At 71.8% G+C, this 22,981-nt stretch carries 19 protein-coding genes; 8 read left to right on the top strand and 11 right to left on the bottom strand.

Annotation, left to right across the window (positions count from 1 at the left end):
- Positions 1 to 35 precede the first annotated feature (35 nt).
- From P5G46_RS12655 to P5G46_RS12645, 3 genes are read left to right on the top strand one after another with little or no spacing between them, the layout of a single operon-like run.
- Entirely contained in the window at positions 36 to 1,058 is a 1,023-nt protein-coding gene (locus P5G46_RS12655; RefSeq protein ID WP_375094559.1) for a 3-oxoacyl-ACP synthase III, read from the top strand.
- Positions 1,055 to 3,709 (top strand): alpha/beta fold hydrolase, encoded by a 2,655-nt coding sequence (locus tag P5G46_RS12650; RefSeq protein WP_408905842.1) that lies wholly within the window; start codon positions 1,055 to 1,057, stop codon positions 3,707 to 3,709. The genes P5G46_RS12655 and P5G46_RS12650 overlap by 4 nt, the downstream gene beginning before the upstream one ends.
- On the top strand, positions 3,706 to 4,665 hold the full coding sequence (locus P5G46_RS12645; protein WP_408905841.1) for an NAD-dependent epimerase/dehydratase family protein: 960 nt from the start codon (positions 3,706 to 3,708) through the stop codon (positions 4,663 to 4,665). Before P5G46_RS12650 ends, P5G46_RS12645 begins: the two co-directional genes overlap by 4 nt.
- Positions 4,666 to 5,259: 594 nt before the next feature.
- Here the strand turns inward: P5G46_RS12645 and katG are convergent.
- The 3 genes from katG to P5G46_RS12630 form a co-directional block, all read right to left on the bottom strand.
- On the bottom strand, positions 5,260 to 7,518 hold the full coding sequence (gene katG, locus P5G46_RS12640) for a catalase/peroxidase HPI (RefSeq protein ID WP_408905840.1): 2,259 nt from the start codon (positions 7,516 to 7,518) through the stop codon (positions 5,260 to 5,262).
- Positions 7,515 to 7,976, bottom strand: a complete 462-nt coding sequence (locus P5G46_RS12635; protein WP_408905839.1) for a Fur family transcriptional regulator — start codon at positions 7,974 to 7,976, stop codon at positions 7,515 to 7,517. Before P5G46_RS12635 ends, katG begins: the two co-directional genes overlap by 4 nt.
- A gap of 69 nt (positions 7,977 to 8,045) precedes the next feature.
- Positions 8,046 to 9,041: a stage II sporulation protein M gene (locus P5G46_RS12630; RefSeq protein WP_408905838.1), complete on the bottom strand. Its 996-nt coding sequence runs from the start codon at positions 9,039 to 9,041 to the stop codon at positions 8,046 to 8,048.
- Between the two features lie 16 nt (positions 9,042 to 9,057).
- Here P5G46_RS12630 and P5G46_RS12625 point away from each other — a divergent pair, with 16 nt between their 5' ends.
- Positions 9,058 to 9,900, top strand: coding sequence for an RDD family protein (locus P5G46_RS12625; RefSeq protein WP_408905837.1), 843 nt, complete (start codon positions 9,058 to 9,060; stop codon positions 9,898 to 9,900).
- Positions 9,901 to 9,964: 64 nt separating this feature from the next.
- Here the strand turns inward: P5G46_RS12625 and P5G46_RS12620 are convergent, their stop codons facing one another.
- A complete protein-coding gene (locus tag P5G46_RS12620) occupies positions 9,965 to 10,171 on the bottom strand; it encodes a DUF3499 family protein (protein WP_022878762.1) in 207 nt (68 codons plus the stop codon).
- 171 nt (positions 10,172 to 10,342) lie between these two features.
- Here P5G46_RS12620 and P5G46_RS12615 point away from each other — a divergent pair, with 171 nt between their 5' ends.
- Positions 10,343 to 10,774, top strand: a complete 432-nt coding sequence (locus tag P5G46_RS12615) for a hypothetical protein (protein WP_239277040.1) — start codon at positions 10,343 to 10,345, stop codon at positions 10,772 to 10,774.
- Positions 10,775 to 10,792: 18 nt separating this feature from the next.
- On the opposite strand, the gene P5G46_RS12610 is transcribed toward P5G46_RS12615, so the two are convergent.
- The 4 genes from P5G46_RS12610 to manA all read right to left on the bottom strand — a co-directional run bounded on the left by P5G46_RS12610 (position 10,793) and on the right by manA (position 16,744).
- Complete coding sequence (locus P5G46_RS12610; protein WP_408905836.1) at positions 10,793 to 12,190, bottom strand: DUF5719 family protein; 1,398 nt, start codon at positions 12,188 to 12,190, stop codon at positions 10,793 to 10,795.
- Entirely contained in the window at positions 12,187 to 15,024 is a 2,838-nt protein-coding gene (locus P5G46_RS12605; RefSeq protein ID WP_239277042.1) for a glycosyltransferase, read from the bottom strand. Before P5G46_RS12605 ends, P5G46_RS12610 begins: the two co-directional genes overlap by 4 nt.
- Before the next feature lie 92 nt (positions 15,025 to 15,116).
- Positions 15,117 to 15,440, bottom strand: coding sequence for a WhiB family transcriptional regulator (locus P5G46_RS12600; RefSeq protein WP_239277043.1), 324 nt, complete (start codon positions 15,438 to 15,440; stop codon positions 15,117 to 15,119).
- A gap of 113 nt (positions 15,441 to 15,553) precedes the next feature.
- Complete coding sequence (gene manA / locus P5G46_RS12595; protein ID WP_239277044.1) at positions 15,554 to 16,744, bottom strand: mannose-6-phosphate isomerase, class I; 1,191 nt, start codon at positions 16,742 to 16,744, stop codon at positions 15,554 to 15,556.
- Between the two features lie 59 nt (positions 16,745 to 16,803).
- On the opposite strand from manA, the gene P5G46_RS12590 reads away from it, so the two are divergent.
- From P5G46_RS12590 to P5G46_RS12580, 3 genes are read left to right on the top strand one after another with little or no spacing between them, the layout of a single operon-like run.
- Entirely contained in the window at positions 16,804 to 18,204 is a 1,401-nt protein-coding gene (locus P5G46_RS12590; protein WP_408905835.1) for an O-antigen ligase family protein, read from the top strand.
- Positions 18,201 to 19,496 (top strand): O-antigen ligase family protein, encoded by a 1,296-nt coding sequence (locus P5G46_RS12585; protein ID WP_408905834.1) that lies wholly within the window; start codon positions 18,201 to 18,203, stop codon positions 19,494 to 19,496. Before P5G46_RS12590 ends, P5G46_RS12585 begins: the two co-directional genes overlap by 4 nt.
- A gap of 32 nt (positions 19,497 to 19,528) precedes the next feature.
- On the top strand, positions 19,529 to 20,530 hold the full coding sequence (locus P5G46_RS12580; protein ID WP_375095375.1) for a glycosyltransferase family 2 protein: 1,002 nt from the start codon (positions 19,529 to 19,531) through the stop codon (positions 20,528 to 20,530).
- Here the strand turns inward: P5G46_RS12580 and P5G46_RS12575 are convergent.
- The 3 genes from P5G46_RS12575 to P5G46_RS12565 form a co-directional block, all read right to left on the bottom strand.
- Positions 20,515 to 21,255, bottom strand: coding sequence for an ABC transporter ATP-binding protein (locus tag P5G46_RS12575; protein WP_239277049.1), 741 nt, complete (start codon positions 21,253 to 21,255; stop codon positions 20,515 to 20,517). The two genes, P5G46_RS12580 and P5G46_RS12575, sit on opposite strands and share 16 nt — an antisense overlap.
- On the bottom strand, positions 21,255 to 22,046 hold the full coding sequence (locus P5G46_RS12570) for an ABC transporter permease (RefSeq protein ID WP_375094571.1): 792 nt from the start codon (positions 22,044 to 22,046) through the stop codon (positions 21,255 to 21,257). The genes P5G46_RS12575 and P5G46_RS12570 overlap by 1 nt, the downstream gene beginning before the upstream one ends.
- 65 nt (positions 22,047 to 22,111) lie before the next feature.
- Complete coding sequence (locus tag P5G46_RS12565; protein WP_408905833.1) at positions 22,112 to 22,960, bottom strand: hypothetical protein; 849 nt, start codon at positions 22,958 to 22,960, stop codon at positions 22,112 to 22,114.
- Between the last annotated feature and the right edge of the window lie 21 nt (positions 22,961 to 22,981).

The raw sequence follows: 22,981 nt of genomic DNA, 5'->3' as shown, positions 1-22,981 counted from the left end.
GCTGAGCCGTCTACGCACAGGATGCGGGAGCTCTCTTGCCAGGAAACGCCACCACCCGCTTCGACGACGTGGCCCTCGTGTCGGTGGCGAGCGTGCTGCCCAGCCGCGTGACCACCAGCGACGACATCGAGGAGCGGCTGGCCCCCGCGCTGTCGCGTCTGCGTCTGAAGCCCGGACTCCTGCGCCGCGTGGCCGGTGTCGTGGAACGACGCAACTGGGCCGAGGGCGAGTCCTCCGACGAGGCGACGATCGCCGCCGGCAAGCAGGCCCTCGCCGAAGCGGGTGTCGACCCGAGCGAGGTCGGGCTCATCATCAACACCTCCGTCACGCGCAAGCACCTCGAGCCGTCCGTGGCGGTGCGCCTCCATCACGGCCTGGGCCTGCCCAGCTCGGCGATCAACTTCGACGTCGCCAACGCGTGCCTCGGCTTCATCAACGGCATGAGCCTCGCTGCCGGCATGATCCAGTCCGGGCAGGTGCGCTACGCGCTGATCGTCAACGGCGAGGATGCCGATGAGATCCAGGTGAACACGATCAACCGACTCGTGCGCGAAGACCTCGACCGTGATGCGTTCATGCAGGAGTTCGCCTCCCTCACGCTGGGGTCGGGAGCCGCCGCCGCGGTGCTGGGTCGCGCGAGCGACCATCCCGAGGGGCATCGCATCGTCGGCGGGGTCACCCGCGCGGCCACGCAGTTCTACGACCTGTGCGTCGGCAGCGTCGACGGCATGTTCACCGACGCCAAAGCGCTCCTCAAGGGCGGCCTCGACCTCGTCGTCTCGGCGTGGAAGGAAGCCAAGGGAGAGTTCTCCTGGACCGGCATGGACCGGTACATCACCCACCAGGTGTCGTCGGTGCACACCTCGGCGATCGTCCGCGCCGCGAAGCTGGATCGCGGCCGCGTGCCGGTCACCTACCCGCACCTGGGCAACGTCGGCCCCGCCTCCATTCCGATCACCCTGGTCGACGAGCAGAAGACCCTGCGCCGCGGCGACCGTGTCCTGCTGATGGGAGTGGGCTCCGGGCTGAACACCGGGATGCTGGAGCTGGCCTGGTGAGCGTCACCGGTCTGTCCGCGACGCTGCCTCCCGCCGGGCTTCCCGGCCTCGACCCGTCGCTGTCGCGCCTCGTCGACGTCGACGGAACGGGCATGGATGCCGGCCGGAGACGCACGTGGCACGTGCTCGACACCGGGCCGGCCCTCGCCGAGCGGGGCATCACGCCGGCCGGCACGATCGTCGCCGTGCACGGCAACCCGACATGGTCGTATCTCTGGCGCGCGCTGGTCGGCGCCTCGCTCGCGCGTGCGGAGTCCGACGGTGCCGCGTGGCGCGTCGTCGCCGTCGACCAGCTCGAGATGGGCTTCTCCGAGCGCACCGAGGTGCGACGGACGCTCGCGCAGCGGATCGCCGATCTCGCCGGTCTCGTCGACGCACTCGGCATCCGCACGCCCATCGTGACGATCGGGCACGACTGGGGCGGCCCGGTCTCGCTCGGCTGGGCGGTGCAGCACCGCGAGCGCCTGGCCGCGGTGATCGCCCTCAACACCGCCGTGCACCATGCCGAGGGGGCGCCGCTGCCTTTCGCGTTGCGTGTGGCCACGGCCCGGGGCATGCTCGCCGCCGGGACCACGGGCACGACCGCGTTCCTCGACACCACGCTCGCCCTCGCCGATCTCGACCCCGCGGTGCGTGCGGCCTTCCGGGCGCCGTACGCGACGGCCGGACGGCGGCGCGGGATCGGCGGATTCGTCGCGGACATCCCCGCCACGGCCGCCGACGAGAGCACGCCGGCGCTGCGGAGCATGGCCGAGGGCCTGCGCACCCTCGACGTTCCGGCGCTGCTGCTGCGCGGGCCAAAAGACCCCGTGTTCGGCGAGGAACACCTCGACGATCTCGTCGCACGCCTCCCCCACGCCGACGTGCACCGCTTCGAGGGCGCGGGTCATCTCGTGGCCGAGGAACGCCCCTACGCCGACGCGGTCCTGGACTGGCTGGCCGAGAACGTCGTCGCGGGTGCCGCTCCCGCAGGCTCCGCCGCCGACGACGCCCCTGACGGACCTGCCCCGGCTCCCCTGTGGGAGGCGCTGTCGGCCCGTCGCGACGATGACGACGTGGCCGTGATCGACATGGCCACGCGCGTCGACGGCGCCCCGCTGCGCGTCAGCTGGCGACAGCTCGCCACCCGCGTCGAGGAGATCGCCGCCGGTCTCGACACCCTGGGCGTCCGCGCCGGCGACCGGGTGTCGCTGCTCGTCCCTCCCGGTCCCACCCTCACGGCCGTGCTCTACGCGTGTCTGCGCATCGGCGCGATCGTCGTCGTGGCCGACCGGGGGCTCGGCATCCGGGGACTGTCCCGCGCGGTGCGCGGCGCTGTGCCCGACGTGGTGATCGGCGAGGTCGCCGGCCTCGCGGCCGCACGGACCCTGGGCTGGCCGGGACGCCGCATCTCGGCGGCGTCGCTCCCCGCCGCGACCGGGCGCGCCCTCGGCGTCGAGGCGAGTCTTGCCGAGGTGGCCCGCGCCGGCCGCGGCCGCGCCGTCCCCGCCCCACCGCCCGTCGACGCCGACGCCGCCGTGCTCTTCACCTCGGGCTCCACGGGTCCGGCCAAGGGCGTGGTGTACACGCACCGGCAGCTCTCGTCGCTTCGCGACGCTCTCGCCGCGCACTTCGCGGTGGGCCCCGACACGGGACTCGTCACCGGGTTCGCGCCGTTCGCGCTTCTGGGCCCCGCGCTCGGTACCCGGTCGGCGACCCCCGACATGGACGTGTCGGCTCCGCGTACCCTCACGGCCGCGGCGGTCGCTGCGGCCGTGCGCGCGTCCGACGCGCGCATCGTCTTCCTCTCCCCCGCGGCGGTCCGCAACGTCGTGGCCACCGCGGGCGCCCTCACGGCCGCCGACCGGACGGCCCTCGAGGGCGTGCGCACGTTCCTGTCGACCGGCGCCCCGGTGGGGACGCCGCTCCTGCGCCGAGCGCAGGAACTCATGCCGAACGCCACCGCCCACACCCCGTACGGCATGACCGAGTGCCTGCTCGTCGCCGACGTCACCCTCCCCGGGATCCAGGATGCCGCGGCATCCGACGATCGTGGCGTGTGCGTCGGCACCCCGATCGGGCAGGGCGGCGTGCGCATCTCGGCACTGGACTCCGAGGGCCGGGCCACGGGTGCGCCCACGACGCAGGCCGGGATCACCGGTGAGGTCGTGATCAGCGCACCGCACCTCAAGCGCGGGTACTTCCGGCTCTTCCTCACCGACCGCGAGGCCCGCCGCGACCTCGACGCCTTCGAGGGACGCTGGCACCGCACGGGAGATGTCGGCCACCTCGACGCGGACGGACGCCTGTGGATCGAGGGACGTCTCCCGCACGTCATCACGACGGCCGACGGTCCGGTCACCCCCGTCGGCGTCGAGCAGGATCTCGAGGCCGTACCCGGTGTGGTCCGCGCCGCAGCCGTCGGCGTCGGCCCGGTCGGACGCCAGGTCGTCGTGGCCGTGGTCGAACGCGAGCCCGGCGTGCGGCGCGCGGCGGTGGCATCCCCCGGGCTGACGGAGGTCGCGCGCGCCGCGACCGCACAGACGCTCGCGGCGGTGCTCGTCGTCCCGACCCTGCCCACCGACATCCGCCACAACTCCAAGATCGACCGGTCGCGGCTGGCCGCCTGGGCCGAGCGCATGCTCGCCGGCGAGAGGCCGACAGCACCGTGAAGGTTCTCGCGACCGGAGCATCCGGGTTCCTGGGGCGCGCGGTCGTGCGTGCGCTGCAGCAGGCGGGGCACGACGTGCGAACGCTGCAGCGACGTCCGTCCGGCGTCGCAGGAGCCGAGGATCACCTCGGTTCGGTGACGGACCCGGATGCCACGGCCGCGGCGGTCGAAGGGGTCGACGCCGTCGTGCACATGGCGGCGAAGGTCTCACTCGCGGGAGACCCGGCGGAGTTCCACGCCGTCAACGTCGAAGGCACGTGCACGCTCCTGGACGCGGCGACCGCCGCGGGCGTGACCCGCATCGTGCACGTCTCGTCTCCCTCGGTCGCCCACGCCGGGCACGCGCTGCAGGGAGTGGACGCCGAGCCCGCCGACCCCGCCGGAGCGCGCGGCGAGTACGCCCGCACCAAGGCCGAAGCGGAGCTGATCGCCCTCGGTCGCGCGGGTGACGCGGCATCCCTCGTGGTCATTCGCCCCCACCTGGTGTGGGGGCCCGGTGACACGCAGCTCATCGCGCGCGTGCTCGACCGTGCGCGTCGCAGGCGCCTGCCCCTCCTCAATGGCGGGACGGCGCTCATCGACTCCACCTACGTCGACAACGCCGCGAGCGGCATCGCCGCGGCCCTCGCGCGCGTCGACGACGTCAGCGGACGCGCCTACGTCCTGACCAACGGTGAGCCCCGGCCCGTCGGCGATCTGCTGGCCGGGATCTGCCGCGCCTCCGGCGTGCGCCCGCCCCGGTTCAGTGTGCCCGCGCGTGTCGCCGTGGCCGCGGGCGCGCTCGTCGAGCGCGTCTGGGCCGTCCGGCCCGGCCAGGACGAACCGCCCATGACCCGCTTCCTCGCCGAGCAGCTGTCCACCGCGCACTGGTTCGATCAGACCGAGATCCGCCGCGACCTGCGCTGGACCCCCGCCGTCTCGATCGACGAGGGCCTGCGCCGCCTCGCCCGCGCCTAGTCCTCGGCATCCGCCCACCCCGCCCGCGCGGGGCGGGCTCTCCCCGTGCGCTGGGGCTCGCACGGCCGGCCCCCGCCGCGCAGCCGGCACTGCCCCGTGCGGCCTGCACAACTCCGGCGAAACCGCACCACCCCGGCATCCACCACCTCAACACCGGCCATCCCGCAGGAGATATGCACCCGCGCCGACCCGGCCCACGCCGACCCGGCCCGCACCGACCCGGCCCGCACCGCTCCGGCGACCGGCACAACTCCGGCGAAACCGCACCAGGCCGGCGTCCCCCACCTCCGCCCCCGCCACCCCGCAGGAGATATGCCCCGACTGCCCCGCCCCCGCGGGCCCGACCCCCGCCCGGCCCCCGCGCGGCCGGCACCCCCGCCCGCCCCGCCCAGCTGATCGGCCCCGTTCGGCCGGCACAACTCCTGCAAAACCGCACCACCCCGGCATCCACCACCTCTGCCCTCGCCACCCCGCAGGAGATATGCCCCGCCTGCCCCGGCGCGCCCGCCCCGCCCGGCCCGCGCGCCCGCGCCGCCCGGCACAACGTCGGAAGGCCCGCCCCACCAAGGGGACGGGCCTTCCGGATGCCGTGAGTCAGACCAGGTCGAACCGGTCGAGCTCGGTGACCTTGCGCCACGCGGCGACGAAGTCGCGGACGAACTTCTCCTTCGCGTCATCGGAGGCGTAGACCTCGGCGATGGCGCGCAGTTCGGAGTTCGACGCGAACACGAGATCCACGCGCGTCCCGATGCCGACCTTCTCGCCGGAGCCGTCCTTCGTGCCCTCGAAAGCGTGCTTGCCCGAGTCGAGCGGCTTCCACGTCGTGCCGAGGTCGAGCAGGTTGGCGAAGACGTCGTTGGTCAGCGCGCCCGGGGTGTCGGTGAAGACGCCCCAGTCCGAACCGTCCCAGTTCGCGCCGATCGCGCGCAGCCCGCCGACGAGCACCGTCATCTCGGGAGCGGTGAGCGTGAGCAGGTTGGCCTTGTCCAGCAGCAGGAACTCCGCCGGCAGCCGCGTCTCGCGCGAGGCGTAGTTGCGGAAGCCGTCGGCGACGGGCTCGAGCCACCGGAACGACTCGATCTCGGTCTGCTCCTGCGACGCGTCCGTACGACCCGGCGTGAAGGGGACCTCGATCTCGACGCCGCCGGCGAGGGCGGCCTGCTCGACTCCGGCGTTGCCCGCGAGGACGAGCAGATCGGCGATCGAGACCTTCTTGCCGCCGTCGGCCTGCGCGTCGAATTCGGCCTTGACGTTCTCGAGCACCGAGAGGACGGATGCCAGCTGCTCGGGGTTGTTGACCGTCCAGTTCTTCTGCGGCTCGAGGCGGATCCGCGCGCCGTTGACGCCGCCGCGCTTGTCACTGCCGCGGAAGGTCGACGCCGCTGCCCAGGTCGTGGTGACCAGCTGCTGCACCGACAGGCCGCTGTCGAGGATCTGCTGCTTGAGCGCCGCCGCGTCGGCCGCGTCGATCAGCGGGTGGTCGACTGCCGGCACCGGGTCCTGCCACACGAGGACCTCGTCGGGAACCTCGGGTCCGAGGTAGCGCTCGCGCGGGCCCATGTCGCGGTGGGTCAGCTTGAACCAGGCGCGAGCGAATGCGTCCTGGAAGGCCGCGGGGTCTTCGAGGAAGCGACGCGAGATCTTCTCGTACGCGGGGTCGACGCGCAGGGCGAGGTCGCTCGTGAGCATGCGGGGCTCGCGACGGCCTTCGGAGTGGGCGAGCGGCACCATGTCGGCTCCCGCGCCGTTCTTGGGGCGCCACTGGTGCGCACCCGCGGGGCTCTGGAAGAGCTCCCACTCGTAGGCGAACAGGATGTGGAAGAACTCGTTGTCCCAGCGGGTGGGGTGATAGGTCCAGGTGACCTCGAGACCACTCGTGATGGTGTCGTCGCCCTTGCCGGTGCCGTGGCTGTTCTTCCAACCGAGACCCTGGTCCTCGATGTCGGCGGCTTCGGGGTTCGCCCCGACGTTCGCGTCGCTCGCGGCGCCGTGGGTCTTCCCGAAGGTGTGTCCACCGGCGATGAGCGCGACGGTCTCCTCGTCGTTCATGGCCATGCGGCCGAACGTCTCGCGGATGTCGTGCGCCGACAGCTGCGGGTCGGGGTTGCCGTTGGGGCCCTCGGGGTTGACGTAGATGAGGCCCATCTGCACGGCGGCGAGCGGGCGCTCGAGCTCGCGGTTGCCCGTGTAGCGCTCGTCACCGAGCCACGTGGTCTCAGGACCCCAGTACACGTCGTCGTCCGGCTCCCACACGTCGGTGCGGCCACCGGCGAAGCCGAAGGTCGGGAAGCCCATGTCTTCCAGCGCCACGTTGCCGGCGAGGATCATGAGGTCAGCCCACGAGATCGACTGGCCGTACTTCTTCTTGATCGGCCACAGCAGACGACGGGCCTTGTCGAGGTTGACGTTGTCGGGCCAGCTGTTCAGCGGGGCGAAGCGCTGCATTCCCGCGCCGGAGCCGCCACGACCGTCGGTCACGCGGTACGTGCCGGCGCTGTGCCACGCCATGCGGATCATGAGGGGGCCGTAGTGGCCGAAGTCGGCCGGCCACCAGTCCTGCGACGTCGTCATGACCTGCTGGATGTCCTTCTTGACGGCATCCAGGTCGAGCGCCTCGAACGCTAGACGGTAGTCGAAGCCCTCGTCGAGCGGGTCGCGCTGCGCGTTGTTCTTCGCGAGGATCTTGACGTTCAGGGACTCGGGCCACCACACGCGGTTGGCCGACCCCTGGGTCGGGTGCGGCAGAGCGCCGGCGGGTTCGCTGTCGGCGGGGGCTTCGCCCACCGGCAGACGGTTGTCGTCGGGCGCGGGGCCGTCGTGGAAGACGGGGCATCCGTTCAGAGTGTCGCTCATCGGGATCCTCTCGGTTTGTCGGCTTCGGACTTCGCTCGACACTCGGGACAGATCCCCCAGAACGTCACCTCGGCGGTTTCGATGAGGAAACCGCTTCCTTCCGGCGCGTGGAGGCACGGAGCGGCCCCCACGACGCAGTCCACGTCGTCGACGCGGCCGCAACCGGTGCAGACGACGTGGTGGTGGTTGTCTCCCACCCGGAGTTCGAACATGCCGGGATGACCGGCCGGCTCGATGCGTCGCGCCAGTCCGACGTCGGCGAAGTCGCCGAGGGCGTTGTACACCGACTGCATGCTGGTGCCGGGCAGGGCGCCCCGGATGGTCTCGAAGACGTCGTCGGCAGTGGCGTGCGGCCGAGAGCGCAAGGCCCCCAGCACTGCCACGCGGGTCGCGGTGACCCGCAACCCCGCGCCGCGCAGGAGCGCGGCCGCGGTGGCATCCGTCCGATCGTCGAGCATGCCTCCATCCTAGCTATTTTTGAATGAATCAAAAACAACGCGCCGGGGTGGTGAGGAATGGTGGATGCCTCAGCCCGAGGTCAGCGTCGGCGTACCGGCCTCGTACTCGGTGACGTCGCCGGTCTCTCCCGCGCGCGCGGCGCGCCGACCCAGCAGCAGCATGTACGCGAGGAAGACGCCCAGTGCCGTGGCGCCGATCGCGATCTTCACCTGCCACGGCAGCATCGATGGCGTCACGAAGCCCTCGACGAGCCCGGACAGTCCCAGCGCGAATACCAGTCCCACCGCGACGGTCGCCAGCGCGCGGCCCTCCGCGGCGAGCGCTGCGGATCGCGTTCTCGGCCCCGGGGCGACCCACGCCCAGAAGATGTGGAGGCCGGCGGCCCCCGCGACGAAGATCGCGGTCAGTTCGAGAAGGCCGTGCGGGAGGATGAACTGGAAGAAGACGTCGGAACGGTCGAAGGCGATCATGATGGCCGCCGACGATCCCACCCCGATGGCGTTCTGCATCAGCACCATGAGCGGCCACACGCCGGTCACACCGAACAGCACGCACTGGGCCGCGATCCACGCGTTGTTGGTCCACACCGTGCCGGCGAAGATCGCGTTCGGGTTCTCGCGGTAGTACTGCACGAACTGCTCGTCGGCGTAGTTCTGCAGTTCGCTCTGCGACCCGAGGGCCGCGACGGCGCGCGGGTCCGACGAGATCCAGAGGGCGACCAGCGCCGCCACGACGACGAAGCCCACCGCAACGGCCAGCGTCGTCCAGCGCACCCGGTACAGGGCGGCGGGAAGCTGCCGCAGGAAGAATCGCGGCGCCTGCCGCAGCACGTTCTCTCGGACACCCGTGAGCCGGAGGCGGGTGCGGGCGAGAAGGATCGAAACGTAGTCCCCCTGCGGGGTGCGCCCCGCCGAGGTCTTGATGTCGGCCAGGTCGGCGGATGCCGCGCGGTACCGGGTGACGAGTTCGTCGACCTCCGGTCCGGTCAGGCGTCGTGAACGGCCGAGCTCGTCCAGCCGCGCCCATTCGTGCCGGCGGGCGGCCGTGAGGGCGTCGAGGTCCATATGGTCAACTGTACGCATGGCTTCTCCCGCGGCATCCCCTCCTCCCCCCGCAGCCCGGGCTTCCCGCGTCCACGCCGCGGCGGACGAGACCCTCACCGGCGAGGCCGTCGCGCTCGATGTGCAGCCGCTCGGCTTCTTCCTTCGGGCGGTGAGCTGCCTCATCGACATGGCCGCCGGGGTCGCACTTCTCGTGATCGGGTCACTCACCCTGACGGCCCTCGTGGGCAGCGGAACCATCCCCGACAGCACCCTCCGCATCGGCGCGATCGTGCTGATCGTGGCGGTGATGGTCGTCGTCCCCACCACCGTCGAGACGCTCTCGCGCGGGCGCAGCCTCGGCCGCCTCGCGGTCGGGGGCCGCATCGTCCGCGTCGACGGCGGTGCCGCCGGTTTCCGTCAGGCCTTCATCCGCGCCCTGGTCGGCGTGCTGGAGCTGTGGTTCACGCTCGGGGGCATCGCCGCGATCGTGGGCATGTTCACGCCCCGGGCGCAGCGGCTCGGCGATCTGCTCGCCGGGACGGCATGCGAGCGCACGCGGACCCGACCGCTGCCGCCGGCGGCGCCTGGCATCCCCCCGGGGCTGGAGGGATGGGCGGCGGTCGCCGACGTCTCGCGCCTCCCCGACCGGCTGGCCGCGCGCATGGCCCAGTTCGTGCGCGGGGCCGAGGCTCTGGAGCCCGCGGCGCGGGCCCGCGTGGCCGCGGGGCTCGCTGAGGCCGTGCGGCCCTACGTCTCCCCCCTTCCGGACGTGGACGCCGAGACGCTCGTCCGAGCCGCGGCGTCGGTGCGCCGCGATCGGGAGTACCGCGCGCTGCTGCTCGAGAACGAACGCGCGGCCTCGCTCACCGATCACGCGTGAGTCAGACGCCTCGGTGCTTCCGCGCCGGCCCGACGCCTCGCCGGCTCGAGCGGGACGGCGGTTCTCAGGCGCGCAGGGTCTCGTGTCGCACGACGACCCATCCGCGCGGAACGGACAACCGATCGGCGTGGAGGGCGCACAGGTCGTGCGCGTGCGGGTCGCCGGCGCGTCCGAGGGGGCCGAGAGCCGCCATCTGGTCGCCGTAGTCGTAGGTGAGGGTGCTCATCGCCTCGCGGGCGCATCCGACCTTCGAGCAGAGTCTGTCACGCATCGCGGGTCAGCCTAGGTGGGCTCAGCCCGCGGTCGGCGACGCCGCGCCGCGGCCGAACGGGGTGGGTCGGCACGCGAACACCGGTCGAGCGGATGCCACGCGCCGATGGCCGCGCCCGCCCGGCGTCCGCCGGAACGCATCGCGGCACCCCGACGAACGTAGGATGGGCCCATGCGTCGTCGATCCCGTGAGACCCGGCCGGTCGCGCGCCCCTCACGCCACGGTCGCCACGGTCGCCAGAACCGCAGCCCCGTCGTCCGCCCGCCGCTCCCGCCGCTGGACACGCGCATCGAGCGGTTCGACATCGCGGTGAGCACGGCGGCCGAGTTCCTGCGATCGGCGTGGAGCGATCTCCGGGACGTGTCTTTCGAGGTCGGCATCATGCCGCCGGCGGCGACCGGGGCGATTCCTCGCTGGCAGGTGCTGCGCGAGCAGAAGCGGATCATCCTGTACCGCATTCCCATCGAACGCCTCGGCCATCCGCATATCGACGACGATCTGCATCGCCGCATGATGATCGAGGGTGCCGTCTTCCGCGCGGCCGCCGAGTACCTCGACCGCGACCCGTGGGATCTCGGTCCCGAGCGCTTCCGCTTCTTCTGAGGGCTCGCGCCGCGGGGGTCAGGGCAGGATCGTCACAGCCCCGGCCGCGGCATCCGCGGGCCACAGGGGATACGCGGCGAGCGCTCCCGGCGCCGAGTACGACACCGCCGCGTGAACGGGGGCATCCGGAGCGAGCTCGTACACTCCGGCGTTCACGGGCACCGCGACGGATCCACCGGCGGGGACCGCCACCGTCACCGGGGCTCCCCCGTCCTGCGGCGTGAGGGTGACCGACGCCGCGCCTCGCGCGGCATCCGCCGCGAGGACGATCGAGGCACCGGCTCCGCGCGCGACGGCGACGAGACCGGATGCCGCGAACTCCGGCGACGGGGAGTACCAGGCGAAGTCGGCCCCCTCGCCGAACCCCGTCGTCGCCCACACCCCGCCGACCACGGGCTGCGTCGCCTCGACCGACACGGTGTACGGTCCCGGGGCCAGGCCCGAGAGGTCGAGAGAGGTGGGCGTCCCGGCCGGCAGTTCCAGCGTGCGCGGATTCCCCGTCACACCCGCCCCGCCGACGGGAGTGACCGTCACCGTCGCGGAGGCGTCGGCGCCCGGCGAGAGCAGGCGCAGGACCGTGCCGACGTTCCCCTCCCCCGTCGTGAGCACCGAGACGCCGGGGATCACCAGGGTCGTCGCCGCCTGGGCGAGCGGCGCGACCTGGTCGCTCCCGCCGGGCAGGAGCACGCGGGTCAGACTTGTCTGCAGCGACGCGCGCACGGGGGCTCCGGTGGCGACGACGCGCACGACCGGGCTCTCCTCGCCGAGCAGCAGACCCGCCAGCGGGACCACGCGCTGCGCGCCCGCGGGCACGACGAGACCCGTTCCGGACGGGGGTGTGGAAACCCCCTGCGCGCCGTACACCGACAGTTGCACCGTCGCGGGTACGTCGCCGGGATTGCTCAGCACGACGAGGTCGTTCGCGCCGGTCGTCGTCGCGCCGGCCACGAGCCACGACTCCGCCAGGGGCGGACGGCACGCCGAGGCGCTGAACCCGGTGAGGTCCGGTGACGCCGCGGTGGCGGACCCCGCGGCGGCGAAGGGGGTTGCGACGCGATCACGCGGCGGCGCCCGGAAGACCGTGGCATCCCCCGACCCGTCGCCGGTGGCGCCGCTCACGCTCGACACCTCGGCGTCCGCGGCATCCGGTCCCGACACGACGTCCTGCACCGCCCCCACGGTGAGCCCCGCGGCCGACTCGGCGACGCGGCCGAGTGCGAAGACGGGACCGTCGCACGCGACGACGGTGTCCGAGGGAGCGGGGGTCACCTGCAGACGCACGGGGTCGGCCGTGAACGAGGGCCACGGTGCCGCGATACCGGCCACCGCCCCGACCACGACCGCGGTGGCCACGGCGCTTCCGGCGACGACGCGTGCACTCGTGGTGGCCCATCGGGCCAGGCGACGATCACTCATCGGGTACCTCCCCGAACGGGTCCGACCATGCGGGGCGTCCGGCGGGCGACGCGGCGCGACGCGGCGGTGGGAACGGCCAGCAGCCCAGCGATCAGAAGCACAGCGAGAGACCCCGCGGCGACGAGCTGCTGGAGGCGCAGGCGGTGGTCGTCGAGCGCGGCACGAGGCTGCACATCGGACGTGACGCGCCACAGGTCGCCGCGCGCCGTCGCGCCCACGCCGTCAAGAGCGTCACGCTGATCGAGAGAGGTCGCCGCCGTCAGCCGCGCGCCGCGGATGACCTCGTCCTCTCCCGCGGGTCCGGGTTCGAGAAGCACGAAACCTATGCCGCGCGCCGCGAGACCGGCCACGGCGTCCTCGGACGAGGGCGTGACGAGGTCGGCGGCGAGGGCGGCCAGCTCCTGGTCGGCGGGCCGCGGCTGGGTGCGGGTCGCTTCGAGCGTGCTCTGACCCCCGAGAGTCGCGCTCCCACCCCACACGACGTCGACGCGCAGACCGTCCGCGCGCGGGTCCAGCACGATGGTGCCGACGGCCATGGAACCGCGTCCCTCGGCGGCCACGAAGGCCGGCAGCGTCGAGACCGGCCCGTTGGTGACGAGAGCACGCGGCGACTCGGTCGCCAGCGCCGTCAGCGCGGGAGCCACCGCGACGAGCAGGGCCGTGAGGGTCACGACCGCTCCGATCGGCCGCAGAAGGCGCACCCGCTCGACGATGCCCGCGTCGAGGGCGGTGACCGCCGCGCCCACCACGCCGAGCCAGGCCAGGCTCAGCCCGGCACCCGGCCACAGCGGCACGGGCGCGGCGCTGTCGAACGAGACCGCGACTCCGACAGCCGCGAACGCGGTGGCCAAGCCCGTCGCAGCGATCAGGAGCAGCCCGGAGGCGGTGAGCCAGCGCGGGGTCAGCACCGACAAGACGGCCAGCACGGCGAGGGGCACGGCGAGCAGAGCGACCCACCACACCGGGCCATCGGTCAGACTCGCCCAACCCCCGGGGTCGGAGGTCGGGAAGCCCGCCGCGATGAGTGCGCGGCCGAGGGGGTCGGCGCTGGCCTCGTTGCCGGCGAAGGGAACGCCGGGGTCGGCGAGGAGCCCCCACGGGTTGCCGAGGCGCACCTGCGTCCAGATGAGCGGTGCGAACACCACGATCGAGGGCACGACGAGCCACACGACACGAGCGATTCCCCGCGGCGCCGCGAGAGCGACCACCACGAGAGCCGCCGACCACAGCACGATGACCGCGGGTGCGAGCGAGGGAGAACAGGCCAGCACCGCGACGAGCAGGATGGATGCCGCTCCGGCGGGGGCCCACGACCGGTGGGCGACGCTCGCGGCGAAGAAGAGCCACGGCAGGAGCAGGTGCAGGAGCAGCGGGGCGGGACGGCCCTCGACGAAGGCCGCGAGGAACGTCGGCGCGAGCGCCCACGCGATCGCGGCGGTGATGCGAAGGAGCGACGACTCCGTCACGCGCGTGGCGGCGAACCACCCGCCCAGGACCGCCAGGGGCAACGCCAGGATCCACAGGACCACGAAGGCGCGCGACGGTTCGGCGGGGGACAGAGAGCCGAGCAGCGCCACCAGCGCGGAGAAGGGATCGGCGGGCCCGATGACATCGAGTCCCAGGGGTCGCGCACCCCAGGCAGCGTCCTGCCACAGCTGGGCTACCGTGGCGCGCAGCGGCGCCATCGCGCCGCCGCCGAGGACGGGCCAGGCGAGCAACGGGGCGAACAGGAGCGCCGAGACCGCGAGCGCGCCCAGGACCGCCCACGCTCCACCGCCCACGAAGAAGCGCAGCTCGGAGCGCACGGGGGCGTCGCTGTCGACGGCGTCGCTCTCCCACCGCAGTCGCATCTCGGCGTTCGAGACGCGCAGCGGGGCGATGCGCGACCATCCGACCGCGCGGACGGAACGGATGCGCCGACGCGCTCGCGCAACCGCCCCCATGCGCGCCATGACCAGCAGGGTGGCTCCCCATTCGGGGGCGACCTTGTACGGGACCTTGGCGACGAGGTGCGCGATCGTGCGTCCGAACGCCAGCGGAAGATACGACAGCCAGTGCAGGACCACCGCGGGCGCCGGAGCGTAGGCGAGACGACGATGCAGCTGCGCCGTCCGCTGAGCGAAGGCGCGGCGCCGCGCGCGTTTGCGCCCTCGCGCCATCGCGGCGACACCATCCCCGGCCACGGCCACCCGCGCGGCCGGGACGAGCGACACCCGGTCCCCGGCCAGTCGCGCACGCACGCTGAGGTCGAGACCTTCGTCCGCCCCGCCGAGCGCCGGATCGAGACCGCCGAGCGTGCGCCAGGACTCCCGGCGCACGAGCATCCCCCGCACATCGGCGCCGAGGACGTCGGCATCCCCGTCGCGTTGGCCCTGGTCCAGTTCGCCCGCCGCCAGTTCGACGGTGCGCCCGTAGCGGGTGACGCTGACCCCCAGCGAGACGATCTCGGCCGGCGCGTCCCACGCAACGAGCTTCGGAGCGGCCACCGCGAGCGAGGACGACAACTCCAGCGCACCGGCCAGTCGGAGAAGGGCGTCGGGATCGGGGGCGGTGTCCTGCGCGAGCAGCCACACGGCATCCCCGGTCAGGCGCGGCGTCGCCAACGCGGTCGCGGCGGCGAAGGGCGTTCCGGGCGAGGCGGTGATGATGCCCTCGGCCCCCGACGCCGCGGCGATCTGCCGGAGCTCCGGGTCGTTTCCGCACAGCACGATCGTGAGCGCGTCCACCGGCCGGGTCTGGGCGGCCAGCGCCTGGAGGGTGCGCGTGAGGTGGGGGGCGGCAGGGATTCGTCCTTCGGGGCGGACCACGAGAACGGCGTGTACACGGGCGGGCATGGCGTGGTCAGCCTAGGCGGGCTGTCGCACGAATGCCGACGCCGCGCCGCGGGTCACCGGATCCCTCGATCCTTGGACCCGGATGCCGCGGGTCAAGCGCGACGCTTGAGCTTGCGACGCTCGCGTTCGCTGAGGCCGCCCCAGATGCCGAACCGCTCATCGTTCTGCAACGCGTATTCGAGGCACTCCGAGCGCACGTCGCACGAGGTGCAGATGCGCTTGGCGTCTCGGGTGGACCCACCCTTTTCCGGGAAGAACGCTTCCGGATCGGTCTGGGCGCACAGGGCATCGGTCTGCCAGGCGAGAGTGTTCTCTTCGGCGGCGTCGATGTCTCGACGGACGCCCGGAACACCCAGGTCGACCGGATCGACGAACCAGTTGTCCGGGACACCGGACCGGTACTGCGATGTCGCCATCTCGCCCTCCCCCTCGTTCGATCCCCTGACGCTGACGCGTACGAGTAATTACACCCGTGTCATTCCGTCAGGTCAAGTCGCGGATCGTAAACCCTCAAGGGCGAGGTGAACCTTTACGACGTCGCCTCGGCGTGTCGCGGCTCTGCTCCGGGCATCGCGACGAACACCTCGCCGCCCGAGACCGTCAGGGGCGACTCCTCCGGCGTGACCAGCGCCGCCCGACCGGGGGCGAGCGTGAGGCTCGCTCCCGAGGCCCCCGTAACCGTCGCCTCGCCCGACACCGAGAGGGCGATCGACAGGCCCGCAAGGTCCACCGAACCGGACCGGCCGCCCGCAGTGACGTGAGCGAGGGCGAAATCCCGGATGCCGGGGGCGAACATCTCCGCCCCCTCCCCGGCCGCCCGGGCTTCGAGGACCGGCGGCGCGGCGGGGCGGAAGTCCACCAGCGCGAGCAGCTCCGCGACGTCGATGTGCTTGGGGGTGAGACCGCCGCGCAGCACGTTGTCGCTCGCGGCCATGATCTCCACGCCGAGACCCGCGACGTAGGCGTGCAGGACGCCGGCGGGAACGAAGATCGCTTCGCCGCGCCGGAGGTGGACGAGGTTCATCAGCAGCGCCACCACGATGCCGGGGTCGGCCGGGTAGGCAGCGGCGAGTGTGCGCGTCTGATCGAGCTCGGCGGCGAACTCCTCGGAGTGCGCGGATGCCGCGGCCTCGACGATCTGCGCGATCTCCGCGCCCTCGGCCTCGCCGAGCAGCCACGCGATGGTCTCGCGCAGAGCCGCCGCGGGCGAGGCGGCCCCCAGCTTCTCTCGGAGGGTGCGGACACCCTCGCCGTCCCCGAGGGTGGCGACCAGGCGCCGGGTCGCGTCCACGTCGCGCAGGCCCGCGAGCGCGGTGAACGTCTCGCTGAGGGCGACGATGACCTCGGGCTTGTGGTTGTCGTCCTTGTAATTGCGGTGGCCGGCATCCCGCGGAACGCCCGCGGCCTCCTCCCGCGCGAAGCCTTCGACGGCCTGCTCCTTCGACGGGTGCACCTGGATCGACAGCGGCGCTCCGGCCGCGAGCAGTTTGAGGAGGTACGGGAGACGGCCGGGAACACCCTCCTGTCCCCCATGAGCGCAGAGCCAGTCGTCCAGCGTGAGGTCGGACCCGTCGTGCACCCGGGCGGGGGATCCCGGGTGATCGCCGAACCACACCTCGGCCTCGGGCGAGCCGGAGGGGGTGCGACCCTCGAGGTCGGCGAGAAGCGTCGCGCTCCCCCAGGCGTAGTCACGAGGCGTGTTCGAGATCTCAACCAGCACGGCGTCAGCCTACCCGGGGCCCCCGGTATCGACGGGGCGAGAGGTAGCCTGATCAGACCATGGCGATGCACACCACTCACCCGGTCTCGGCGCTGCCGACTCCCCCGCCGCGGGAGACCACGGGACACCTGCTCCTGCGCGCGTGGTGCGTTTTCGTCCTGTTCCTCGCCCTCGGGGGCGTCGGCGTGATCAACGCGATCGGACTCGCGGCCACCGGCGTCGTCGTCGTGGCCTCCGCGATCGTCTCCGCCGTGCTGTGGACGATCCTCCGCCCGCCGGTGGCTCTCCGGCGTCTCCCGTGGCTGGCGTTCGGCTACGTCGCCTGGGCGGGCGCGTCGATCGCGTGGAGTGCGTGGCCCGCGGCATCCGTGCTCACCTGGCTGCTCCTCGCGATCACCACTTTCCAGGGGTTGTTCATCGGGGCGGTGCTGACGTGGCGTGACGTCGTGGGAGCCGTCGCTTCGGCGGCGAAGTGGGTCGTGGGGCTGTCGTTGCTGTTCGAGCTCGCCGTGTCGCTCCTCGTCCGCGGACCGCTGCTGCCCGGTTTCGTGGTGCCCGAGGGCCGGATGGACCCCATCGTGTACTGGTCCCGCGACAACCTGTTCGACGGCGGACGTCTGCAGGGGATCTTCGGCAACGCCAACCTCCTCGGCGCCGCGATGCTCGTCGCGATCATCGTGTTCGCGATCCGCTACGCCGCGAAGGCGCCCCGACGCCCGCTGCTGCTCGGCTGGATCGCCGCGGCGGGGTTCCTGTTCGTCCGCGCCGGCTCCGCGACGAGCATCGTCGCCGCCGCCTTCGTCGTGCTCGTGCTCGCCACGGTGCTGGTCATGCGCACCGCCCGCCGGCCCGGCGAACGCACACGGTGGTACCTGCTCTACGCGGCCGTCGGTCTCGGCGCCGGGGCCGCGCTGTGGTTCGGACGAGAGACCGTTTTCGGCGCACTCGGTCGCGACAGCGACTTGACCGGCCGCGAGGGCATCTGGGCCGACGTCCTCACCCGCGCCGACCAGCACCCGATCGTCGGCTGGGGCTACTCGACCCCGTGGATCGCGTCGGAGCCCCTCATCGACGGGTGGATCGTCGACCACGGTCAGACCGTCGTGCAGGCGCACAGCATGTGGCTCGACACCTACCTCCAGCTCGGCGGCGTCGGCGTGGCGCTGCTGATCCTGACGATGCTCGCTTACGTGTGGCGGTCATGGTTCTTCGCCGTGGATCGTCCGCGCTGGGACCTGCGCGCCGACCGACCGTACTCTCCCCTCACCCTGCTTCCGACGCTGATCGGCGGCCTCCTCGTCGTGCAGGGCCTCACCGAGTCCGCACCTCTTCTTCTGTGGGGGTGGATGTTCGTCGTGCTGTTCGGGGTGAAGATCAAGCAGTCCCCGCTCGTCGGTGTCGGCCCGGCCGAGCAGAGCATGTCGATCGAGCGCGGCGAGCTGCAGAGATCGGGGTCGTGAGCCCGGCCTGGCGCGCGGAACGACCCGACGTCGGGGCGTTTCTGGCTTCCGCCGACCTGGCTCGGGCGTTCACCATCGCTTCGTTCGCCGCCGTCTTCGGCGCGTCCGCGATCCGTGGACTGGCCGGCGACGTCGCGTACGCGACCATTCTGATCGGGCTCGCCGTCCTGGGTGGCGCCGTCCTGGTGGCCCGGAGGCAGGAGTTCGAGGTGCTCCACCTGGCACCCACGACTCTGGCGGTGTTCGCGGCCTGGGCGGGCGCCAGTGTCCTTTGGAGCACGGACGCTCTCCTCACCGTCGCGGGCTGGGCTGCACTCGTCGTGGTGTCGATCCTCGGGATCGTCATCGGACACGTGCGGGACGCCCACCAGAGCGTGCGGGCGCTGGGAGACGTCTTGCGCTGGCTCCTCGCCGCCTCGCTCGTGCTCGAAGTGCTCAGCGGCATCCTGTGGGACACCCCGATCCCGTTCCTCGGCATCCGCGGCGACATCGACGAGCTCGGGCCGGTGCAGGGACTGTTCGGCAGCCGGAACGACCTCGGTGTCGTGACGGTCATCGCGCTGCTGACGTTCCTCGTCGAGTGGCGCACCCGGTCGGTGAGCCCGGGCACGGCGGCGGGGTCGGTGATCCTTGCGGCTCTGCTGGCCGTGCTGAGCGGTTCGCCGACGATCATCGTCGTCGCCGTGACCACCGCGGTCGGCGCCCTCGCGCTCGCGCTGATCCGCGCCCTTCCCCCGCGGCGGCGGCGTGCCGCGCAGCTCTCGCTCGGCGGCGGGGTCATCGCCCTCCTGGCGCTCGCGTGGGCGCAGCGCTCCGCGATCGCCGGCGCCCTCGACGGCCGGTCCGACCTGTCCCTCCGTACCGACCTGTGGGGCGAGATCCTGCGGTTCTCCGACTACCGGCCGGTGGCCGGCTTCGGTTGGTTCGGACCGTGGGCGCCACGGGAGGCACCGTTCAGCGCGGTCAACTTCATCCTCGGTCAGGACCACGCGTCCGCGCTCAACGCGTACCTCGATGTCCTCCTCCAGCTCGGCTGGGCGGGGCTGCTGGTCTTCCTGGTGCTGTGCGCGCTCGCGCTGGCCCGCGCGTGGCTCGTCGCGGGGGAACGGCGTTCCGTGGTGCACACGTGGGCGCCGTTGACGCTCGTCGCCCTCCTCACGGTCTCGCTCTTCGAGAGCTCGGTGCTGTCGGGATCGGGCCTGCTGCTGCTCGTCCTGTGCGCCGTCCGCGCGGGCCAGTCGAGGTCATGGCGTGAGCGGTTGGAACGCCGCTCGGAAGCCACCACGGAGTGAGGAAAGATGGGGCGGCTATGATCGTGGCTGATATGACCGCGCACGCCGAAGCTTCATCCCCCTCTTCGAAGCCCCCCTTCGATCCAGCATCCGCGACGATCGTGGTCGTCACCTACAACCGCACTCCCCTGCTCACGCGCCTGCTGGAGAGCATCGAGCGGATGTCCCCCGCCCCGGGCCACCTCGTGATCGTCGACAACGCCTCGACGGATGACACCACCGAGGTCGTCGAGTCGTTCCGCGACCGGCTGCCCACCGAGCTCGTGTACCGCCGTCTCGAGACGAACACCGGCGGATCCGGAGGGTTCAGCGAGGGCATGCGTGTGGCCTACGAGCTGGGTTCGGAGTGGATCTGGCTCATGGACGACGACGTCGAGGTCGTCCCCGACGGCCTGGACCGAATGGGCCGATGGGCTCCGCGGTTCCGCAGCATCCAGGGACGCCGCTACGACTACGACGGCAGCGAGTTCTACTGGCAGTACCGCGTGGCCGAATCGATGGCGATCCCGATCCCCTTCGCACCGGCCGGTTTCGATTCCTCGGGGTTCAAGCCGATGAACTCGGGATGCTTCGAGGGCATGTTCATCCACCGCGACGTCGTGGCGAGGATCGGCCTCCCCGACCCGCGCTTCTTCATCTACTGGGACGACCAGCTCTACGGGTGGCTCGCGTCACGCGTCACCGAGTCGGTCATCGTCGACGAGTTCGTGCTGCGCCGCACCCGCGAGATCAAGCAGTGGGACATGGGCATCCGCCACATGAACGCCTCCAGCGACGCCTACCGGTACTACATCATGCGCAACCGCGCCTACCTGGCGAAGTACTATCGCGAGCTCGGCGTCTATCGCGCGCTCCCGTTCGCCGCGGGCACGGCGCTGACTTTCGTCAAGGAGCTCATCCGCCTCGTCGTGGTCGAGCGCAAGGTCCGCGGAACGAACCATCTGTTCCGCGGACTGCGGGACGGACGGAAGATCTCGCGCGACGCCTCGTGGCGACCGATGCCGCCGCTGGAACCCGCTCAGCCGGTCGCGTAGTCGGCGTTGTAGAGGTCGAGCACGTCCGCGATCGGAGCATCGAGCTTCAGCGCCCCGCCGTCCAGGTACAAGCCGCGCGAGCAGAACCGCCGCAGGTCCTTCTCGTTGTGGCTGACGAAGAACAGCGTGCGACCGTCGGCGAGCAGCTCGTCGATGCGGCGATAGCACTTCTCCCGGAACGCGCGGTCCCCCACGGCGAGCACCTCGTCGACGAGAAGGATCGGTTCGTCCAGCTGCGAGACGACCGAGAAGGCCAGGCGCACCTTCATGCCGTTGGAGAGGTGCTTGTACGGGGTGTCGACGAAATCACCGATCTCGGCGAAGGCGATCATCTCGTCGAATCGTCGCGAGACCTCGGCGCGCGGCATCCCGTGCAGTCCCGCGGTGAGGCGCACGTTCTCACGGACCGTGAGGTCGCCGACGAAGCCTCCCGTGATCTCGATGAGCGGCGCGACACCGCCGTGCACCCGGACCCCGCCCTCATCGGGTAGCAGCACACCCGCGACGAGCTTGAGGAGCGTCGACTTCCCCTGGCCGTTGCGCCCGACGACACCGATCGCCTCGCCCGGACGCACCGAGAACGACACGTGCCGCAGCGCCCAGAACTCGTCCGGGCGGGTGCGGCGGGCCGCGCCGCCGAACAGGTCCTTGAACGAGCGACCTCCCCGGCGGTTCCGTCGGAAACGGACGCCGAGGTCGGTCACCTCGATCGCGGGGCGTTCCATCACAGCTCCTTCAGCACGGGACGCTCGAGCCGCGGGAACAGCCACAACCCCACACCCAGGATGCCGACGCTCAGCACCGCCCCGATGAGGACCGTCATCGCGTCCCACTGGTCGGGGAAGAAGCCGACGCGGTACAGGGTGAAGATGCCGGCGAGCGGATTGAACGCGGCCAGGTCGGCGAAGACCCCGGGCAGATTGCCCACGCCGTAGATGATCGGCGACGCGTAGAACAGGGCCCGCAGGATGAGCCGCGTCGTGCGCTCGAGGTCGCCGAACATCACGCACAGCGGCGCAACGATGAGCCCGAGGCCGACCAGGAGGACGCTCTGGAGGAGCACCGCGACCGGGAACAGCAGCACCCCCCACGACACCTGCGCGCCTGCGAACACGGCGAACAGGATGAGCACCGGGATCGAGAAGAGGAACTCGATGCCCTTGCTCAGGACGATGCGCGTCACCCAGATGCTGCGCGGGATCGAGGTCGAGCGCACCAGGCGCGCGTCCTTCTTGAACGCTTTCGTGAAGTCGGTCACCGCCGAGTTGAACCACACCCACGGCAGGAGCGCCGTGATGAGGAACACGATGTAAGGGTCCTCGCCGACGGAGCGCTGAAAGACCTGCGTGAAGATGAACCAGTAGATGCCGCTCATCACGAGCGGGTCGAGCACCGACCACAGATACCCCAGGGCACTCGTGGAGTAGCGCACGCGCAGGTCACGCGACGACAGCAGCCACAGCGAGTGGAGGGAGCGCCGCGCCGATCCGGGGGCGCCGACGGTGGCGGGGGTCACGCACTTACTTTACTGGTGGCCTCCTGCGCGCTCGCCGAGCGGGGCGCAGCCGCCGCGGTGAGCGATCACTCCCAGGCCGACAGCGCGCCCTGACCGCAGGCGAGGTTTCCGGAGGCCTCGGGGATGCGGTCTCGTGGAGCCGGCGAACCCATGCCGACCCATTCGCGGTAGGTGAGTGCGCGATTGGACAGGCCCGGCTGAAGTCGGCCTGACGGGTCGTAGACAAGGTTCATCGCACCGACATACGAGAGCTCGGGTCCCCGCGACAGACGCCACACCAGATCGTTCGCGGTCCGGGTGACCGTCATGGGAGTCGGCGATCCCAGGCTCGTCCATTGGTCGTACGTGAGCCGACCGCCACGACCGGCCGCGGTATCGCACAGGTAGGCGATGCCGCCGGTGGCATCCCACGAGAGACGGACGAAGCCGCGGCCTTCGCGAGCGGTGAAGGACGGGAAACCGGCGCTCTGCCACTGCGCGTAGGAGAGCGTGATGATGTCGCCCACGGAATCCTGGGCAAACAGCTCAGGCGAGGTCCCCCACTTGTAGACGAAAATCGCGGGGCTCCACGCGAGGGTCGTCACGCGCGGGAAGCCCGCAGCGCGATACTGGTCCCACGTGACGTCCTCGGCGAGCTGGATACCGGGCCGATCGAAGGTCGTGACCGCCGTGACCGTGGGAAACGTCAGCACCTTCTCGAACACGGTGGACGCCGTGCGGAACGACGGGAAGCCGCGGTCCGCCCACTCGGCGAAGGTCAGAGGAACGACATCATCGTCGGTCACCTCGAAGATGGTGCCGTCGTGCGTCGTACGAAGGTAGTCCGGAGCGGGGGTCGCCGCGGTCGCCGGCGCGAGGGAGAGCGCACCAAGGGCGGCCGCGAGGGCGAGGACGGCGGCGCGCAGGAATGTCATCGGTGAACGGCATCCTTCCGA

The organism is Microbacterium mcarthurae, from assembly GCF_046064585.1.
GTDB classification, from domain to species: Bacteria; Actinomycetota; Actinomycetes; order Actinomycetales; family Microbacteriaceae; genus Microbacterium; species Microbacterium mcarthurae.
This window is presented reverse-complemented; position numbering and strand designations above follow the sequence as displayed.

Bases quoted from the DNA above. Each gene is read 5' to 3' on its own strand.
- katG (WP_408905840.1), bottom strand. From the start codon at position 7,518: ATGAGCGACACTCTGAACGGATGCCCCGTCTTCCACGACGGCCCCGCG.
- P5G46_RS12635 (WP_408905839.1), bottom strand. From the start codon at position 7,976: ATGCTCGACGATCGGACGGATGCCACCGCGGCCGCGCTCCTGCGCGGC.
- P5G46_RS12630 (WP_408905838.1), bottom strand. From the start codon at position 9,041: ATGGACCTCGACGCCCTCACGGCCGCCCGCCGGCACGAATGGGCGCGG.
- P5G46_RS12625 (WP_408905837.1), top strand. From the start codon at position 9,058: ATGGCTTCTCCCGCGGCATCCCCTCCTCCCCCCGCAGCCCGGGCTTCC.
- P5G46_RS12620 (WP_022878762.1), bottom strand. From the start codon at position 10,171: ATGCGTGACAGACTCTGCTCGAAGGTCGGATGCGCCCGCGAGGCGATG.
- P5G46_RS12615 (WP_239277040.1), top strand. From the start codon at position 10,343: ATGCGTCGTCGATCCCGTGAGACCCGGCCGGTCGCGCGCCCCTCACGC.
- P5G46_RS12610 (WP_408905836.1), bottom strand. From the start codon at position 12,190: ATGAGTGATCGTCGCCTGGCCCGATGGGCCACCACGAGTGCACGCGTC.
- P5G46_RS12605 (WP_239277042.1), bottom strand. From the start codon at position 15,024: ATGCCCGCCCGTGTACACGCCGTTCTCGTGGTCCGCCCCGAAGGACGA.
- P5G46_RS12600 (WP_239277043.1), bottom strand. From the start codon at position 15,440: ATGGCGACATCGCAGTACCGGTCCGGTGTCCCGGACAACTGGTTCGTC.
- P5G46_RS12590 (WP_408905835.1), top strand. From the start codon at position 16,804: ATGGCGATGCACACCACTCACCCGGTCTCGGCGCTGCCGACTCCCCCG.
- P5G46_RS12580 (WP_375095375.1), top strand. From the start codon at position 19,529: ATGACCGCGCACGCCGAAGCTTCATCCCCCTCTTCGAAGCCCCCCTTC.
- P5G46_RS12575 (WP_239277049.1), bottom strand. From the start codon at position 21,255: ATGGAACGCCCCGCGATCGAGGTGACCGACCTCGGCGTCCGTTTCCGA.
- P5G46_RS12565 (WP_408905833.1), bottom strand. From the start codon at position 22,960: ATGACATTCCTGCGCGCCGCCGTCCTCGCCCTCGCGGCCGCCCTTGGT.